The organism is Atlantibacter sp. MEI4A-1023 (assembly GCF_056155425.1).
The window spans coordinates 4306724-4324051 of sequence record NZ_CM149568.1; the positions used below are offsets into that span (position 1 = coordinate 4306724).

11 protein-coding genes are annotated in these 17328 nt (G+C 51.4%); 2 read left to right on the forward strand and 9 right to left on the reverse strand.

The features are described 5' to 3' along the window. Window positions 1-98: 98 nt before the first annotated feature. Window positions 99-638 (reverse strand): single-stranded DNA-binding protein SSB1, encoded by a 540-nt coding sequence (ssb1, locus tag ACVV26_RS20460; RefSeq protein ID WP_474799083.1) that lies wholly within the window; start codon window positions 636-638, stop codon window positions 99-101. 260 nt (window positions 639-898) lie between these two features. On the opposite strand from ssb1, the gene uvrA reads away from it, so the two are divergent. Beyond that, the gene (gene uvrA / locus ACVV26_RS20465) at window positions 899-3724 is read left to right on the forward strand and encodes an excinuclease ABC subunit UvrA (RefSeq protein WP_474799085.1); all 2826 of its coding nucleotides are present in this window, start codon (window positions 899-901) and stop codon (window positions 3722-3724) included. A gap of 44 nt (window positions 3725-3768) precedes the next feature. Here uvrA and ACVV26_RS20470 read toward each other — a convergent pair whose 3' ends face one another. The 8 genes from ACVV26_RS20470 to dnaB all read right to left on the reverse strand — a co-directional run bounded on the left by ACVV26_RS20470 (window position 3769) and on the right by dnaB (window position 16202). Continuing rightward, on the reverse strand, window positions 3769-5958 hold the full coding sequence (locus ACVV26_RS20470; RefSeq protein WP_474799087.1) for a two-partner secretion domain-containing protein: 2190 nt from the start codon (window positions 5956-5958) through the stop codon (window positions 3769-3771). 448 nt (window positions 5959-6406) lie between these two features. After that, complete coding sequence (locus ACVV26_RS20475) at window positions 6407-6760, reverse strand: MmcQ/YjbR family DNA-binding protein (protein ID WP_312982309.1); 354 nt, start codon at window positions 6758-6760, stop codon at window positions 6407-6409. 2 nt (window positions 6761-6762) lie between these two features. After that, window positions 6763-7179 (reverse strand): secondary thiamine-phosphate synthase enzyme YjbQ, encoded by a 417-nt coding sequence (locus ACVV26_RS20480; RefSeq protein WP_474799088.1) that lies wholly within the window; start codon window positions 7177-7179, stop codon window positions 6763-6765. 127 nt (window positions 7180-7306) lie between these two features. Beyond that, window positions 7307-8989: a ShlB/FhaC/HecB family hemolysin secretion/activation protein gene (locus ACVV26_RS20485; protein WP_474799089.1), complete on the reverse strand. Its 1683-nt coding sequence runs from the start codon at window positions 8987-8989 to the stop codon at window positions 7307-7309. Between the two features lie 157 nt (window positions 8990-9146). Next, entirely contained in the window at window positions 9147-11795 is a 2649-nt protein-coding gene (locus ACVV26_RS20490) for a two-partner secretion domain-containing protein (protein ID WP_474799090.1), read from the reverse strand. 455 nt (window positions 11796-12250) lie between these two features. Further along, window positions 12251-13444 carry an aromatic amino acid transaminase gene (gene tyrB / locus ACVV26_RS20495; protein WP_474799091.1) on the reverse strand — a complete coding sequence of 398 codons (1194 nt, stop codon included), beginning with the start codon at window positions 13442-13444 and terminating at the stop codon, window positions 12251-12253. Window positions 13445-13557: 113 nt separating this feature from the next. Further along, entirely contained in the window at window positions 13558-14637 is a 1080-nt protein-coding gene (gene alr / locus ACVV26_RS20500; protein ID WP_474799093.1) for an alanine racemase, read from the reverse strand. Between the two features lie 158 nt (window positions 14638-14795). Further along, entirely contained in the window at window positions 14796-16202 is a 1407-nt protein-coding gene (gene dnaB, locus ACVV26_RS20505; protein ID WP_125294743.1) for a replicative DNA helicase, read from the reverse strand. A 139-nt stretch (window positions 16203-16341) separates the two neighbouring features. On the opposite strand from dnaB, the gene ACVV26_RS20510 reads away from it, so the two are divergent. Beyond that, the gene (locus ACVV26_RS20510) at window positions 16342-17325 is read left to right on the forward strand and encodes a quinone oxidoreductase (RefSeq protein WP_474799095.1); all 984 of its coding nucleotides are present in this window, start codon (window positions 16342-16344) and stop codon (window positions 17323-17325) included. Window positions 17326-17328 lie beyond the last annotated feature (3 nt).

Consider the following 17328-nt stretch of genomic DNA (forward strand, 5'->3'; position numbering starts at 1 on the left):
GGTGGGACAATATTATTCATGCACATGCATAAAAGAAGATGAAAATAAAAAACCCGCAATATATATCGCGGGCTTCTTGCTTGATGCTTAATTCGACATCAGAACGGGATATCGTCGTCGAAATCCATCGGCGGTTCGTTGTTAGACTGTGCCGGAGCCTGTTGCTGCGGACGTGGTTGCGCGCTGCCGCTGAACTGACCGCCCTGAGCTTGCTGCTGCTGCGGTTGCTGAGGCTGGCCCCAACCGCCCTGCTGCTGGCCGCCGCCTGCCGGTGCGCCGCCGCCCTGGCGTCCACCCAGCATCTGCATAACGCCGCCAATTTGCGGTACGTTAATCTCGGTGGTATAGCGCTCCTGACCGGATTGATCGGTCCATTTGCGGGTACGCAGCTGTCCTTCAATATAGACTTGGGAACCTTTACGCAGATATTCGCCAGCTACTTCCGCCAGTTTGCCGAACATCACAACGCGGTGCCATTCCGTCTGTTCTTTCATTTCGCCGGTCTGCTTGTCGCGCCAGGAGTCCGAAGTAGCCAGCGTGAAGTTAGCGACTGCGCCACCACTCGGCAAATAGCGTACTTCCGGGTCCTGGCCCAGATTACCCACGAGAATAACCTTGTTTACGCCTCTGCTGGCCATGATCGAGTCTCCTGAAAGGTTTCTAAATAGTGTAAACGCGCGATTGTACCATCACAAAGCCGCAGTTTAATAGCTGCGAGCAGTATTCCAGAAAAAAGCGCCAGGGCGACATTTTCGCACAAAATGCTGGAAGATGCATTCCAATACTGTATATCCATTCAGGTCAAATTGTGTCATAATTAGCCGTTTCTGGCAGCCGGTTCTCTTTTCTTGCGCAACATGAAAGACCAGGCAAACAGCGTTTCTACCGGGAAAGGTGAATGGATAAGATAGAAGTACGGGGCGCCCGCACCCACAATCTCAAGAATATCAATCTCGTCATCCCCCGCGACAAGCTTATTGTCGTGACAGGGCTGTCGGGCTCAGGCAAATCCTCACTGGCTTTTGACACTCTGTATGCCGAAGGGCAGCGTCGCTACGTCGAATCGCTGTCGGCGTACGCCCGTCAATTCCTGTCACTGATGGAAAAGCCGGATGTCGATCATATCGAGGGGCTCTCCCCTGCGATTTCCATTGAGCAAAAATCGACGTCGCATAACCCCCGTTCCACGGTGGGCACCATTACTGAAATTCACGACTATCTGCGCCTGCTGTTTGCTCGCGTCGGCGAACCGCGCTGCCCGGATCACAACGTCCCGCTGGCGGCGCAAACCGTTAGCCAGATGGTGGATAACGTGCTGTCGCAACCGGAAGGCAAGCGCCTGATGCTGCTGGCGCCGGTCATCAAAGAGCGTAAAGGCGAACACACTAAAACCCTGGAAAACCTTGCAAGCCAGGGGTATATCCGCGCCCGTATTGACGGCGAGGTGTGCGATCTTTCCGATCCGCCGACGCTCGAACTGCATAAAAAGCACACCATCGAAGTCGTTATCGATCGTTTCAAAGTGCGTGAGGATCTGGCGCAGCGTCTGGCGGAATCGTTTGAAACCGCGCTGGAACTCTCTGGCGGCACGGCGATGGTGGCGGATATGGATAGCCCCGACGCGGAAGAAATGTTGTTCTCGGCTAACTTTGCTTGCCCGGTGTGCGGCTACAGCATGCGCGAGCTTGAACCGCGCCTGTTTTCGTTCAACAACCCGGCAGGCGCATGCCCGACCTGCGACGGCCTGGGCGTTCAGCAATATTTCGACCCGGATCGCGTGGTGCAAAACGGCGAGCTGTCGCTGGCTGGCGGCGCGATCCGCGGCTGGGATCGCCGTAACTTTTACTATTTCACCATGCTGCGCTCGCTGGCGGATCACTACAAATTCGATGTGGAAACACCGTGGAATGAACTCAGCGCTACCGTGAAAAACGTCGTGCTTAACGGTTCAGGGCGAGAAACCATCGAATTTAAATACATGAACGATCGTGGCGACACCTCCGTGCGCCGCCATCCGTTTGAGGGGGTGCTGCACAATATGGAGCGTCGCTATAAAGAAACCGAGTCTTCTGCCGTACGCGAAGATTTGGCGAAATTTATCAGCAACCGCCCCTGTGCCACTTGCGAAGGCACCCGTCTGCGCCGTGAATCGCGCCATGTGTTTGTCGAAAACACCGCGCTGCCGACCATCTCTGATATGAGCATCGGCCACGCGATGGATTTCTTTACCAATCTGAAACTTTCTGGCCAGCGCGCGAAAATCGCCGAAAAAGTGCTGAAAGAGATTGGCGATCGTCTGAAATTCCTGGTCAATGTTGGTCTGAATTATCTGACGCTCTCCCGTTCGGCAGAAACGCTGTCCGGCGGCGAAGCCCAGCGTATCCGTCTGGCAAGCCAAATCGGCGCGGGCCTGGTAGGCGTGATGTATGTGCTGGATGAACCGTCAATCGGTCTGCACCAGCGTGATAACGAACGCTTGCTGGAAACCTTAATCCACCTGCGCGATCTCGGTAACACGGTGATTGTGGTGGAACATGATGAAGACGCGATTCGCGCCGCCGACCATATTATCGATATCGGTCCGGGCGCGGGCGTACATGGTGGCCAGGTGGTCGCTGAAGGCACCATGAAAGACATCATGGCGGTTCAGGAATCGCTGACCGGCCAGTACCTGAGCGGCAAACGTGAAATTGCGGTGCCGAAACAGCGCGTACCGGCGGACCCGGCGAAAGTGCTTAAACTGGTGGGCGCAAAAGGCAACAACCTGAAAGACGTGACCCTGACGCTGCCGGTGGGTCTGTTTACCTGTATTACCGGCGTATCCGGTTCGGGTAAATCAACACTGATCAACGATACGCTGTTCCCGATTGCCCAGCGCCAGCTTAACGGCGCAACTATCGCCGAGCCCGCGCCGTATCGCGAAGTTCATGGCATGGAGCATTTCGATAAGGTTATCGATATCGATCAGAGCCCTATTGGTCGTACGCCGCGCTCTAACCCCGCGACCTATACTGGCGTGTTTACGCCGGTGCGTGAGCTGTTTGCCGGTGTGCCGGAATCGCGTACACGCGGCTATACGCCGGGACGTTTCAGTTTTAATGTGCGCGGTGGCCGCTGCGAGGCTTGCCAGGGTGATGGCGTCATTAAAGTTGAAATGCACTTCCTGCCGGACATCTACGTGCCGTGCGACCAGTGCAAAGGCAAACGCTATAACCGCGAAACCCTGGAAATTAAGTACAAGGGCAAGAGCATTCATGAAGTGCTGGACATGACGATTGAAGATGCGCGTGCGTTCTTCGACGCGGTGCCTGCGCTGGCGCGTAAGCTGCAAACCCTGATGGACGTGGGGCTGTCCTATATCCGTCTTGGGCAGTCTGCCACTACGTTATCCGGCGGCGAGGCGCAACGTGTGAAACTGGCGCGCGAACTGTCAAAACGCGGCACCGGCCAGACGCTGTATATCCTGGATGAACCCACTACCGGCCTGCATTTTGCCGATATCCAGCAATTGCTCGACGTGCTGCATCAGCTGCGCGATCAGGGTAATACCATTGTGGTGATTGAACACAACCTGGACGTAATCAAAACCGCAGACTGGATTGTGGATCTCGGCCCGGAAGGCGGTAGCGGCGGCGGCGAAATTCTGGTTTCCGGCACGCCTGAAACGGTGTCGGCATGCAAAGAGTCCTATACCGCGCGCTTCTTAAAACCCTTATTAAAATAAAAGAAATGCCCCGCATCAGCGGGGCTTTTTATTATCGATAAAAATTAGTGATGTGAAATCGGTGTACGTGAGCCATCGTTGTTTGAAGGCGTATGTGATCCACCACCAGACGAGCCACCATTATCTGGTTGTACTGGCGTATAGTCAGGAGTGATTGTTCCCTCGTTCTTCACGCTTGCAGCACTGATTTTGACGCTTTCGCCTTTAATAACAGCAGACTTTTCATTCGTCAGCGTATTCACGCCGAAGTAAATGTCACCATTACTGTTTATTTGGCCTTTATTGGTGACGTCCTGACCGTACCAGTTAATGCCTTTATTACCGTAAACGTTGCCTTCATTAATAAAGTTCACGCCCTGGAGGTTCATTGTCACCTGCCCATCCGCCCGCATTTGTCCTTTATTGGTAAAGGTGACATTTACTGGCTGATGCGATTTTATAAAACCGAAATTCAAGTCGTTAGCAGCCTTAATAAGGCCAGCATTCTCAAACCCGCTACTCATCATCAGGTCCAGATTATGACCCGCGTTCACTACCCCGGTGGTATCTGCAATGTATTTGCCCGCCGTCAACGCCATGTTCCCGGTACTTTCAATAATACCGTCAGTGTTGTTGACTTGACTCCCATAATTAATCGACAAATCACCCGCCGAGCCGATAATCCCACCCTTATTGGTCATGGTATTTGACCCTGATACGTCTAGCACAACACCGTTGCCTGACGAGCGGATAATACCCTCATCATTATTAAGCGTGTCAGCATGTACATATGAAGTGTTATTTAAATAATGAGAATGGACATCACTGGTCGGCGTCAGCACACCGCCAGCATAAATCCCACCTTTCTGATTATTGTCACCCTTAAACTGAGCGCTGTTGTTATTATTCAATGTCCCTGCATTTAACGAAAGTTGCCCATCCGTTTTAATCAGGCCGGCATCATTGTTGATCACCGTACTTTGTACATAGAGATTGCCATTTGAAACAATGCGTCCCTGATTATTATCAATGGTGTTTATCGTCGTTTTGGTATGGTAGTCGTAGCTGTAACTCATCGACATATCGTCCCCGCTGTGGATATTACCACGGACGTTATTGAGTTCTGAGCCGACGAGAGACATTCTTCCCTGGGAAGTGATATAGCCATCCTGGTTATTCAGGGCATCGGAGCGGATTGTCACTGCATTACCTGCCACGCTACCATTTTTATTGTTGAACTCTCCTTGAGTAGAAATGCTCAACGTATCATGAGCCTGAATGACAGAATCTTCATTATTAAGCGACGCGCTGTCCAAAATGATATTGTGGCCTGCCTGAATACGACCGCCGTTATTATCCAGTTTGCCATCAACTGAAATAGCAATATCATCTGTCGCCGTTAAATCCGCATGATCCAGACGAACACCGACACCGGATTCTGTACCAATCATATTGATCTTGCCGGCATACATTGAACCCAGCGTTGAGACATCCAGCGCCAGGGTCGGCGCGACGCTTTCACCTTCAATTTGGGTAAGAGTGCCTTGCTTATCAAGATGATTCGTACCGGTAACAATATTGAGGTTTTGGGCCTGTAAATTGGCATTTAATTTCACAGAGCGCGCAATGATATCGGTATACATCGGCGTACCCGTATTACCCGCATCCATGCCGTTACCCGTGATCTCAACCTGGCCGCGTTTAACGTCCAGACCGGTCAGCTTGCCGTTTTCGTCAACGGTCGGCGTACCCGTGGTCAGGGTAGCGCGGTTGGTATTGATAAAGCCGCAGCCGTCACAGGTAATACCCGATGGGTTGGCGATAATGACCTGGGCGGATTTACCCGCGACTTCTACCATGCCATTCAACTGGCTCGGATCGGAAGAGCGCACTTCATTAAGAATGATGGTTGCACTTTGCTCTGCCAGATTGCTGTTGCCGTTAATATTACCTGCGAGCTGAGTGTTGGTGTTAGTTGTGCTGTTATTCAGGACCACACCATTTTTATCTACATTAAATTCAGAATAAATATTGTGGGATACACCCTGATCGCTTGCTTTATTAATATCTACGATCGTTGCGCCGCTAGCACCTGTATGGATGCCAGGTTGATTAGCAGTACTGGTATCCGCAGTGATAGCTGCATGAGTGGGTTGGACCATGCCCAGTGCCAGTAATGTAGCGAAGCATACAGGGCCTAGCGTAGCGTGTAGCGTTGATTTATTTTTCATGTTGTTTAATTTCCCATTTCGCATTTTATTCTCCTTTCACACCTTCTTAAAAAGCCCCTTTTTATTCACCAAATGCATTAGCTGAAATATTTCATCAAAACCAATAATAAATAATGAATTTAATCAGGCGCGTTTTTATTATGGGGAGAATAATTAAAAACCCCAACACAAAACGAAATAAATTACCAAAAAATACATTTTAAAATACATCACCGCAAACTATAAATCCAACCTAATAACTGGAGCAATGCGGCCTTATTTGGTCAAACCATTCATAAAGCAATATCCATTAAAAAAGTCATCCGTTGTTTAGTTCAAAATAAAACATTTTGATAACCATAGGGGAATATTCCATTTATTACGCATCCATTACTAATCGCTATCGCATGATTTATTTTTGATAAAGACAGTTACTCTCATCAATTTCTACTTTTAAAAAATCAGCGTAGAGCCAGAGCCCTACGCCATTCCGCTAGACAGAAAGCTGTTGCCGGGTTTGCTCGGGTAATAGCCCCAGCGCCTGTTGATAAGATGCATCGACCAGATAATAAATTTGTGAATCTGGCAGGCTGCCATCTAAATACAGCGTGCTCCAGTGCGCCTTGTTGAGATGCGCGCTCGGAAAAACATCTTCATGTTTCTGCCGTAGCAGATCGGCAAGACCAGGGCTGGTTTTCAATGACACCGCCTGGCGGTCATTAACATCATGCACCATCGCGTACAGCACATCCGCCACTTTAATCTGAGTTGCTTTCCAGTCGCTATGTACACTTTGTTCAGCACCTGGTTTACTCATGCAATATTGCAGTAGCTCCGAGTTGGTCATCATTATTCCCCTTGTAATGTGGCGACAATACGGCGTGAACCGCCGTCGATGCGATGTTCCCCTAACCAAATCCCCTGCCATGTGCCAAGCTGCACCCGGCCATTCTTGACGGGCAGCAACAGCGAAACACCCAGCATTGACGACTTAATGTGTGAGGGCATATCGTCGGGCCCTTCATCGTCATGTTCCCAGAAGGCGTTATCCGGCACCGCCTGAAGAAAATGGCGCTCCATATCGCAGCGAACCGAAGGATCGCAGTTTTCATTCAGCGTGATAGAAGCAGAGGTGTGCTGAAGCAGCAGATGCAGTAACCCGACCTTGATGTCTGAAAGCGCGTCTATCTGGCTGAGGATTTCTTCCGTGATGAGATGAAAGCCCCTCGGCCTCGCTTTTAGCGCCAGAGTCTGCTGCAACCACATAAGCTACTCCCTTAATAGAAATCAGTTCTGTTAAGTGTGTAGCCTAATGGTCGAAAGGTAAAATAAGGAAAGTGATTTATCGGCGAACAGGCTGAGATAATCGAGCGTATTTGCCTGTCGCCCTGGCTCAATATTGCCATTGTACGGCAAAGCCGACGCTGACCGGGCTGGTATGCAATTCATCAGGTTTTAACAACGGGACGCCGACAAAAAGATCATAGCCAAATTTGCCTTTAACGCCTCGAACGCCTGCCGCCGCGCCCGCGATGTGCTTGCCGCTCCAGTAATCGTTTTTCGACCCTCTCACTTCGCCGTAATCCACGCCAATATAAGGCTGCATACCCCATTCCGGTAGATTCAGGTTAATGTCGTTCCGCAAATACCAGCCTTTGTCGGCATACAGGGTGTTTTCACCATCGAACCCCCGTACGTTCCAACGGTTGCCCAGCGTGAATTTATCCGGCTGAGTCAGGCGATCGGGCGTGGTTTGCTTCATAAAGTGCGGTTCATAGCTCATCGACAGCCCGCCGATTTTAAAGGGGAAGGTGCCATCCGCGCCCAGGGTAAATATCCGCGCCAGCCTGTCTGCGCTGCCAGCCATTTCTTCAGCATCTGGCTTCTGGCCGAACGAGGGAGCAGCATGCTGGTAGCCCAGGTTAGCTTTAAGCTGCCCAAAGGAGAAATAAGCCAAATGTTCAAGGTTGAGTTTCCAGGCGCTGGTATCACGCTTCTGCACTTCAACTTCCACATCATTCAAAAAGTAACTGGAATCGCGCTTTATCGCTTTCAGGCTGAGCGTCGTTTTTTGGCTGGCGCTGCGATACATTACCCGGCTGAGTTGGGCGGTGATCAGTTTTTCAATGCCGCTATAAAGATAGCTAAAATCACCGCTGCGAATGGTCTGGGTATAGCGGTATTTACTGCCATACAGCTCCATTAGCCAGTAGCCCCAGGGAACAGAATAAAACGCAGAAACGTTATCGCTACGGCGGCCATCTTCATTTTTCATTCCTCCGCCATAGGCGGCATAAAACATGTCGTTCAGCGAGGAGGGGTTATCAAGATAGAATGCCAGGCCGCCCTGATAGCGCCCGGTATACTTGCTGCCTGAATCATCAGCCCAGGCGCCAAGACGCCAGGATTTAAGCTGCTTACGGTTCACTTCCACTTTCGTTTCACCGGCATTTTCACCGGGCACAAGGTTGATTTGCGCCGTGCTGCCTGGGATACGCTGTAAATTTTCAATCCCCTGTTCAAGGCCGCGTAGATCCAACAAATCGCCTTTCTTTTCGGGGAAGTTATTCAGTGCGTGTATATAACTTCCCGAACCGTCTTTGAATTCGATTTCACTTATCTTTCCGGGCAGAAACCGTAACGCCAACGTACCTTTGCCGAGATCCTGATTAGGCACCAGAACGCGGGTGGTAATAAAACCGTGGGAGATCAAGCGGTTTTGCACCGCTTTATGCAGGGCTTTAATGCCATTGATCCCGATACATTTTCCTTCAACCTGATGGGTCAGATCACGGAAAACCATCCAGTGTGGAAGCGCATCTCTTTCTTCCAGCGTCACGTGTTGGATGGGATAGCAATTTTTTTCCTCCGGCAGGATAAGTTCATCGCTAACGCGTTCTACCTCTGGAGTCAGCAGCGATTTTGACTCTGGCGTAAGCTGGTTGCGCCTGGCCGCATCCTGTTGTTGCTGACTTAACGCCTGTTGATTGACCGTGGCTTCTGCATAAGCGGGAACATTCATCCCGGTAAGCACGCATAAAAGGGCGATATTGATCCTGGAGCGACGAGTTACCACATTCAATCCTTTGATTCTTGTCCTGGTAGCCGCGCTCTTCAGAACATTATATAGTTAAGATTAAAAAATATTCGCTTAAGCGAATATTAAAGTAATTAATAATAAAGCAATTTAAAAAGCCCCATCTAAAATGGGGCTTGAATATTATCTGATTAAATTACCATGCAGTAGCGATAGAGTAACCGCCCGGATAGTAAATAATGTCCTGGACCACGTGCCCGTAATACATATCACCCGGCGCATAAACGACACCATTTTCCCAAACGCCACCTTTACCATCAGGAGTACCGTTCGGCTGAACGTCAGCAGAGCTGTTACCGTTATCGGTATTGCCGTTATCGGTATTGCTGTTATCGGTATTGCTGTTATCGGTATTGCTGTTATCAGTATTGCCGTTATCACCAGTCTGAGTAATAGTACCCATATTGTTGACATAACCCGTGGTAGTAACTTTATTACCTGTAATTTTTCCTGATGCGTTGTTGTTAATACCGCCGTCAGCGTTCAGATGAACATCGCCTTCACTGCTAATCACGCCATCGTTATTAATATAACGCGCATCGATATTCAAGGTATTACCAGCATCCAGTGTACCGCTGTTATAAAAGTTAGCACCGTTCATGCTCAGGTTAAGGCCATTACCTGCCGCTATCTTACCGGTGTTTTCCGCTGTCATCGGAGAATAGCCGTAAGACATAGTCATAACATTGGCATTATTATCAGCCAGAATACTACCTGCGTTGCTTAAATAATTATCTGCTATTACGCTAACGTCACGGTTTGCTGAAATCTCGCCTTGCAGATTATTGGTCAGCCAGCTCCCGTTGATTACTGCCGAACCATCAGCATGAATCTGACCATCGTTGTACAGATTATTAGCATACATGGCGAGATCGTTGCGGCTGTTAATGGTGCCGTTATTGGTCAGCGAGTTTACTTGCCAGTCCATCATGTTAGCGGTAATGCTGCCAGTGTTCCTGAACTCGCTGCTGTTCATTTGAACCAGCATGTTGCCGTTGGCATCAATAACACCGCTGTTCTGAGCGACAGACGCATTATTGTACCAGCCCTTAGAGTTCAGGTTCAGCGACATATCCTGACCCGCCTTGATCAGGCCCGCGTTCTGGAAAGAGTGGGTTACATTGATATCAGCACGCTTGCCCGCCGTCATCTTGCTATTTGCGTCTGAAGAATAAGCGTTAGCGTAAATGCTTAAATCTTTGTCGGCAGATAGTGAACCCAATGTGTTATCCAGCATGGCATTCATACCGCTCACTGACAGTGAACCGTTGCTGTGAATATCGCCGCCACGGTTAGTCAGATCATATCCAGCATCAACGTTTAACATATCGTCAGCACCCTTCGCGACGATAGTGCCGTTATTGTTGTTAAGCGTTTGTGCGCTGATTGAACTAAAGGTTGCAGCATTCGCATTGCCTGAAGAAATAACGCCGTGATCGTTAATCAGCGTACCCGTGCTGATATTCAACGCACCGTTGGTGGTAATATGGCCACTTGCGTTATCGATATTGGCAGTATTAATGTTCAGATCGCCTTTCGCGCTAATGCTACCGTTACGGTTATTCAGACCATCGCCTGGATTACTGTAATAGTAGTTTGATGTCGCACGGTTCAGAGCCAGGCTACCATCACTGTTGATATTACCGTTGGTATTCACCAGTGAGTCGGTGGTCACGTTAACATCGCGGTCACCATGAATAGTGCCCCGGTCGTTCAGCGCATTTTTACCATTAATACTCACGGACTGACCGGAGATTTTTCCTTGGATGTTGTCAACGGTGCTATCAGCATTAACGGAAACCATATTGTTGGAAACGATCTGCCCATTATGGTTAAGTACATCGTTACCATGCAATACCACATTATTAGCACCGCTAATACGACCGCCATTGTTTTCCAGCACGCCCTTGGTATCAATGGACAGAGAATCATTGGCAGTCAAATCGGCATGATCGATACGCACGCCCACGCCCGTTTCAGTGCCTTTCATGTAGATTTTGTTGGCATACATGGAGCCCAGGCTGGAAACATCCAGTGCCAGCTGCGGCGCATTGCCTTCGCCTTTAATCGCCGTTGCCCGGCCATTTTTATCAAAATGGTTGCTGCCGGTGGTGATATTCAGCTCGTTCGCTTTAAGCTGAGCATTCACTTTCACGGAACGCGCGATGATATCGGTGTACTGGGTAGAAGATGTATCCATCCCCTTACCCGTAATCACCACCTGGCCTCTCTTCACGTCAAAACCATTCACATTACCTTTGGCATCAAAGGTCGCGGTACCCGTAGAGAGCGTAGCGTGATTGGTATTGATAAAGCCGCAACCATCGCAAGTAATGCCTGACGGGTTAGCAATAATCACGCGGGCTGATTGACCCGCCACTTCCACCATGCCATTTAACTGGCTCGGGTCAGAAGAGCGCACTTCGTTCAGAATGACTTTCGCGCTGCCATTCGCCATATTCGCGTTGCCGTCAATCTGACCAGCCAGTTGCGTGTTAGTGGAAGCGCCGCTGTTGTTCAGAATAACGCCATTCTGATCCACATTGAATTGTGAATAAACGTTATGGGAAACACCTTCTGCACTGGCTTTGTTGATGTCGACAATTGTCGCACCATTGGCATTGGTGTGAATAGATGGCTGCTGAGAAGATGAATTATCAGCAATAATCGCTGCCTGTACCGGCATAACCATACCCAGCGCCAGCATAGTGGCGAAACATGCCGGCGCCATTTTTGCGTGTAAAACCCGTTTATTATTAGCGCGGCGCACAATAGTAGTATTCATAAACTTATCCTTGTAAAACAATGCTATTTTTATAGAACCCTTTTTATTTTTGCTCTATGCTGAAGTAGATGTGGCTTGCAGAAAGCGAAAACTGCGTCTTTATATTATCGTTGGGACTTAGAGGCTAATTGGCATTGTAAAAAAATATATTGCTCATGAAGAATAAATGAAGGAAAAGCGATCATCTTTAATCATAACTGTATAATTCAGCAATGTAATATATTTATCGATGCAATGGGGTTTTAAGAATACATTTAAAATTCTCGCTTTAATTGCTTTGCTGCTGAGAGATTTTTGTTCATATAATCACAGTAAACCATATGATTTACTGTGATTATATATTTCCCGGAATTTACAAATGAAAATATTGATCTCATAACTTAACAATGGAACGCCTGCAAAAAAGCATCGCCATACTTTGCGATGCTTTCTTATAAACCAACGGATGTCGTGTATTACATCACGGCAGCAAACGCCTGGGCCACACGATGTACATTACGGCTGTTAAGCCCGGCGACGCACATGCGGCCGCTGGCGATCAGGTAGACACCGAACTCATCACGCAACCGATCCACCTGCGCCGCACTCAATCCGGTATAGCTAAACATACCGCGCTGCTGGAGCAGGTAATCAAAGTTACGACCCGGCACCGCGTCTTTCAGCACCTCGACCAGGGCCTGACGCATCGCCAGAATGCGGGTACGCATCGCTTCCACTTCCGCCAGCCAGTTGGCTTTCAGTTCATCATCGCCCAGAACCAGCGCCACCACCTGCGCACCAAAATTCGGCGGGCTGGAGTAGTTGCGACGCACGGTGGCTTTAAGCTGGCCCAGCACGCGACCGGTCGTTTCCGCATCTTCGCAGACAATTGACAGGCCCCCTACGCGCTCACCATACAGCGAGAAGATTTTAGAAAATGAATTACTGACCAGTGCTGGCAAACCCGCGCTGGCGATAGCGCGGATCGCGTAAGCGTCTTGCTCCATGCCTGCGCCAAAGCCCTGATAAGCGATATCCAGGAAGGGGATCAGCTCACACGTTTTCAGTACCTCAACCACGGCATCCCACTGGGCGTTATTGAGATCGGAACCGGTCGGGTTGTGGCAGCACGGATGCAGCAGCACAATGCTGCGTGCTGGCAGGGTATTGAGTTTCTCCAGCAATGCCTCAAAACGTACGCCTTTGGAGTCGTTATCAAACCAGGGGTAAGTACTTACTTCGAATCCAGCCCCTTCAAATATGGCAACGTGGTTTTCCCACGTCGGGTCGCTGACCCACACGCCGGAATCAGGAAAGTAGCGTTTCAGGAAATCCGCGCCGACTTTTAGCGCCCCTGAACCGCCCAGCGTCTGAATAGTCGCCACGCGCTGTTGCCGGAGAACAGGATGATCGGCACCAAAAAGCAGCGGCGCAATGGTGTGACGGTAGCTGTTTAGTCCTTCCATTGGCAGATACAGCGATGCGCCATGCGGCTGCGCGTTCAGGCGCTCCTCAGCCCTGGCGACGGCCTGAAGCTGCGGAATAATACCGTCTTCGTTGTAATACAGCCCGATGCTCAGGTTCACTTTATCGGCGCGAGGATCTTCTTTGAAACGCTCCATCAAAGACAGAATGGGGTCGCCCGCATAGGCGTCAACTTTTTGAAACACGCTGAGGTACTCCTGGTTTACGGTGTAGTAACGTCACACAATAAACCGGAGACCACAGGAGATCGAGAGGAAGTTTGCAAAGCCGTTTCTGCGAGGAAAAACGGCCTGTAGCGTTAATCGAGATAGCGCGTCGCCATGCGCGGCGTTAACCGGGTGATAAGTTCGTAAGCGCTCACTTTTGTCATGGCCGCGATACGTTCAACGGGCAAACCCTCACCCCACATTACTACGCCGTCACCCACCCGCTCCTGCGCATCCGGGCCGAGGTCGACGCAAATCATATCCATCGCCACGCGCCCAACGATGGGCACTTCGCGGCCGTTAACCCGTACCGGCGTACCGGACGGCGCGCTGCGCGGGTAGCCATCGCCATAACCCAGCGCAATCACGCCCAGCCGGGTATCTCGCTCGCTGACCCAAGTACCGCCGTAGCCCACCGGTTCGCCCGCTTTGTGCTCGCGCACGGCGATCAGGCTGGAGGTCAGCGTCATCACCGGTTTAAACCCGAAGTCCTCGCCCCAGGGTTTGTTATCCAGTGGAGAGACGCCGTAAAGAATAATGCCCGGGCGCACCCACTCAAGATGGGATTGTGGCCACAGCAGGATGCCGCCCGACGCGCCAATAGAGCGCTGGCCCGGCTTCCCTTCGGTGAATTGATTAAAGATGGCGAGCTGTTTTTCGGTTGCGCCGCATTCCGGTTCATCGGCGCGGGCAAAATGGCTGACGATATTCACCGGCTGACGCACGTTTTTACAGGCGCTAAGCCGGGCATAGAACGCCTCGGCGTGTTCCGGCAGTACGCCCAGACGGTGCATGCCAGTATCCAGTTTCATCCAGACGGTGACAGGTTCATCCAGCGTCGTCTGTTCCAGCGCCGCCAGTTGCGCGTCGTTATGCACCACCGTATGGAAGCCTTCGCGGGAGATAGCTGGTAGATCGTCGGCATTGAAGAAACCTTCGAGCAGCAGGACAGGCTGTTTGATGCCCCCTTCCCGCAAGCGCAGCGCTTCTTCCAGACGGGCAACGCCGAAGGCATCGGCGTCAGTTAAGGTACGCGCGGTCTCCAGTAGACCGTGGCCATAGGCGTTTGCTTTCACAACCGCCACCATGCGACTGTCCGGAGCCAGTTCGCGCAGGCGTTGCAGGTTGTGTCGCAGAGCGCGGCGGTTAATCACTACGGTTGCCGCTTGCATGTCATTCCTTGCATTTGTGTGGATTTCATGGGGAATCCCTAAATCATTCGCGTTGCAGGAAGGCGACGAGTGCGTGAATCCCCAGGAGCTTACATAAGTAAGTGACTGGGGTGAGCGCGCGAAGTCAACGCACCTGCGGCGTGAATGATGACGGGGATTTATTCGTCATCGTATTGGGGACCTGCGTAATTATCAAACCGCGACCACTGCCCGTTAAACGTCAGCCGCACCGTACCGATCGGCCCGTTACGCTGTTTACCAATAATGATTTCCGCGATCCCTTTCAGGTCGCTGTTCTCGTGATACACCTCATCACGATAGATAAACATAATTAAGTCGGCGTCCTGTTCGATGGAGCCGGATTCACGCAGGTCGGAGTTAACCGGGCGTTTATCGGCACGCTGTTCCAGCGAGCGGTTAAGCTGGGAGAGCGCCACCACCGGCACCTGCAACTCTTTCGCCAGCGCTTTCAGCGAGCGGGAGATTTCAGCAATTTCCAGGGTACGGTTATCGGAAAGCGACGGCACACGCATCAATTGCAGGTAGTCGATCATGATCATGCTTAACCCGCCGTGCTCGCGAAAAATACGCCGCGCGCGGGAGCGCACTTCGGTGGGCGTCAGGCCGGAGGAGTCATCAATATACATATTGCGCTTCTCAAGCAGGATGCCCATGGTGCCGGAGATCCGCGCCCAGTCTTCGTCATCCAACTGGCCGGTACGGATACGCGTCTGGTCCACGCGCGACAGCGACGCCAGCATACGCATCATAATCTGCTCGCCGGGCATCTCCAGGCTGAAAATCAGCACCGGTTTATCCTGCAACATGGCGGCGTTTTCGCACAGGTTCATGGCGAAGGTGGTTTTACCCATTGAAGGACGTGCCGCCACGATAATCAGGTCGGAACGCTGCAACCCAGCAGTTTTCTTGTTCAGATCCTGGTAGCCGGTATCGACCCCGGTTACGCCGTCATGAGGCTGTTGGTAGAGCGTTTCGATACGCGCCACCGTCGCTTCGAGGATCTGATCGATACTCTTTGGGCCTTCGTCTTTATTGGCGCGGTTTTCAGCAATCTGAAACACCCGCGACTCCGCCAGATCCAGCAGGTCTTCGCTGCTGCGCCCCTGCGGGTCGAAACCGGCATCGGCGATTTCGTTGGCGACGGAAATCATGTCGCGCACCACCGCGCGTTCGCGCACGATGTCGGCATACGCGCTGATGTTCGCGGCGCTCGGCGTGTTTTTCGATAACTCCGCCAGATAGGCGAAACCACCGACACTATCAAGCTGCCCCTGTTGCTCTAACGATTCAGACAGCGTAATCAGGTCGATGGGTTTGCCCATCTCCTGTAAACGGTGCATTTCGGTAAAGATATGGCGATGCGGGCGAGTATAGAAATCTTCCGCGACGACGCGTTCAGCCACATCGTCCCAGCGTTCGTTATCCAGCATTAAACCACCCAACACCGACTGTTCCGCTTCAATCGAATGCGGGGGGATTTTCAACCCGGCGACTTGCGGATCGCGAGGTTCAGTGGGTTTGTTGAAGGGTTTATTTCCTGCCATAGTGAATGGAGTTACCGAGTTAGATTAGGGGGACGGGCATTATATACCCTGGGGAAACAAGTTGCATCGCGCACACACCCGCAATGCCGCGTGATTTCACGAGGTACCCGCGCCCAAACGATATGACAGCGGAGGATACATGGCAATACGCATTGAGTTTCAAAAGCATGGCGGCCCCGACGTGCTCAAAGCGGTTGAGTTCACCCCTGGCGATCCGGCGGAAAATGAAGTCCAGGTCGAGAATAAAGCCATCGGTATTAACTACATCGATACCTATATCCGCAGCGGGCTATATCCGCCGCCAGCGCTGCCCAGCGGGCTGGGCAGCGAAGCCGCTGGCGTGGTAAGCAAAGTCGGCAAAGGCGTTACGCATATCAAAGCGGGGGATCGCGTGGTGTATGCCCAGTCGTCCCTCGGTGCCTACAGCGAAATACACAACGTCCCTGCCGATAAAGTCGCCCTATTGCCCGACGCTATCTCTTATGAACAGGCCGCCGCGTCGTTCCTGAAAGGGCTGACGGTGTTCTATCTGCTGCGCAAAACCTATGAGATTAAACCCGACGAACCGTTCCTGTTCCACGCGGCGGCGGGCGGCGTGGGGCTTATCGCCTGCCAGTGGGCCAAAGCGCTGGGTTCAAAACTGATCGGCACCGTCGGCTCTGCGCAAAAAGCGGAACGCGCCAAACAGGCCGGTGCGTGGCAGGTTATCAACTATAAAGAAGAAAGCATCGCTGAGCGGGTACGCGAAATTACCGGCGGCAAAAAAGTGCGGGTGGTTTACGACTCGGTGGGTAAAGAGACCTGGGAAGCGTCGCTGGACTGTTTGCAACGCCGCGGCCTGATGGTCAGCTTCGGTAACGCCTCGGGGCCGGTGACTGGCGTCAATCTCGGCATTCTCAACCAGAAAGGCTCATTGTTTGTCACGCGTCCCTCGCTGAACGGCTACGTCACTAACCGCGCAGAACTGGAAGAAGCCAGCAACGAACTGTTCTCGCTGATCGCCAGCGGAGTCATCAAAGTGGATGTCTCGCCAGAGCAGCGCTTTGCGTTAAAGGATGCGCAAAAAGCCCATGAAACGCTGGAAAGCCGGGCAACCCAGGGTTCCAGTTTGTTGATACCGTAGAAA

Excerpts from the sequence above, each read along its gene's own strand:
- ACVV26_RS20510 (WP_474799095.1), top strand. The coding sequence starts at position 16,342 with ATGGCAATACGCATTGAGTTTCAAAAGCATGGCGGCCCCGACGTGCTC.
- alr (WP_474799093.1), bottom strand. The coding sequence starts at position 14,637 with ATGCAAGCGGCAACCGTAGTGATTAACCGCCGCGCTCTGCGACACAAC.
- ACVV26_RS20480 (WP_474799088.1), bottom strand. The coding sequence starts at position 7,179 with ATGTGGTTGCAGCAGACTCTGGCGCTAAAAGCGAGGCCGAGGGGCTTT.
- ACVV26_RS20475 (WP_312982309.1), bottom strand. The coding sequence starts at position 6,760 with ATGACCAACTCGGAGCTACTGCAATATTGCATGAGTAAACCAGGTGCT.
- uvrA (WP_474799085.1), top strand. The coding sequence starts at position 899 with ATGGATAAGATAGAAGTACGGGGCGCCCGCACCCACAATCTCAAGAAT.
- ACVV26_RS20470 (WP_474799087.1), bottom strand. The coding sequence starts at position 5,958 with ATGCGAAATGGGAAATTAAACAACATGAAAAATAAATCAACGCTACAC.
- ACVV26_RS20490 (WP_474799090.1), bottom strand. The coding sequence starts at position 11,795 with ATGAATACTACTATTGTGCGCCGCGCTAATAATAAACGGGTTTTACAC.
- dnaB (WP_125294743.1), bottom strand. The coding sequence starts at position 16,202 with ATGGCAGGAAATAAACCCTTCAACAAACCCACTGAACCTCGCGATCCG.
- ssb1 (WP_474799083.1), bottom strand. The coding sequence starts at position 638 with ATGGCCAGCAGAGGCGTAAACAAGGTTATTCTCGTGGGTAATCTGGGC.